Here is a 1,023-nt window from a genome sequence, read left to right as displayed (position 1 = left end):
TGTGTAAACCCACCACGTTGTTCAGTGGGATTCGGGTGATGGGTGGCCTGTAGCCAAGGCTGGCATGTGGTCGATGCCAGTTGTAGTGATGAAGCCAGCCCTGCAGCGCGTGGGCTCGCTGTTCGGAGTTGGCGTATGAGCGGGCGTAGGCCCATTCGCGCAGGCTGGTCTGCACCAGCCGCTCAGCCTTGCCGTTGGTGCGTGGGGTGTAGGGGCGCGTGCGCAGGTGGCGCATGCCCAACCGACGGACCAGACGCCGGAAGCTACGCGATCTGTAGCAGGCGCCGTTGTCGGTCAGGACGCGCTCGAATTGCACGCCCAAGCGTCGGTAGTAGCGCACCGTCCGCAACAGCGCCCTGCACGCGCTACTACCGCGCTCGTCCGGCTCGATGGAGCCGAACGCCACGCGGGAGTGGTCATCGATGGCCAGATGGACGTATTCCCAGCCGATGCCATCGGAGTTGACTTGGCGATTGCCGGTGACCCGATGCCCCGGCTGTCGGAAACGAGCAAGCTTCTTGATGTCCAGATGCAGCAGCTGGCCGGGCAAGGCGTATTCGTAGCGGTTCTCCGGCGCTGCCGGCTGCAGTTCGGCCAAGCGGTGCAGGCCGGCGCGACGCAGCAGCCGGGCGATGGTGCTCGGGGCAACAGGCAGTTGCCCGGCGATCTGCCGATACGTCTGCCGTGAGCGGCGCCGCTCGATGACGTGCTGCACAATCTCCTGTGGCGTGGCATGCGGGCAGGAACGTGGCCGAGAGGACCGGTCGACCAAGCCTTGCGGACCTTCCTCCTTGAACCGTCTGAGCCACTTGTAGGCCGTGCGGACGCTGACACCGGCCGCATGCGCTGCTTCTTCGACGCGAAGGCCCTGAACAAGGATGCGGTCCACGAGCAGGGCTCGACCGCGCGGGCTCAAACGGGCATGTTTATGCAGGTTCATCCGGGGCTCCTGGGGGCTGGGTTGGCTTCGCAACCCCCATCTTCCAGAGATGCCCCGGATGAACAACCTACCGAGAGATCACA

At 65.1% G+C, this 1,023-nt stretch carries 1 protein-coding gene; it reads right to left on the bottom strand.

The genetic code is table 11. From position 1 onward, the window contains the following. Positions 1-940: IS481 family transposase (locus CSC76_RS18825; protein WP_162111487.1), on the bottom strand; the 940-nt coding region annotated here is incomplete at its 3' end. Positions 941-1,023: the final 83 nt, after the last annotated feature.

The sequence above is a fragment of the Pseudoxanthomonas mexicana genome, assembly GCF_010093385.1.
Classification (GTDB): Bacteria; Pseudomonadota; Gammaproteobacteria; order Xanthomonadales; family Xanthomonadaceae; genus Pseudoxanthomonas_A; species Pseudoxanthomonas_A mexicana.
This window is presented reverse-complemented; position numbering and strand designations above follow the sequence as displayed.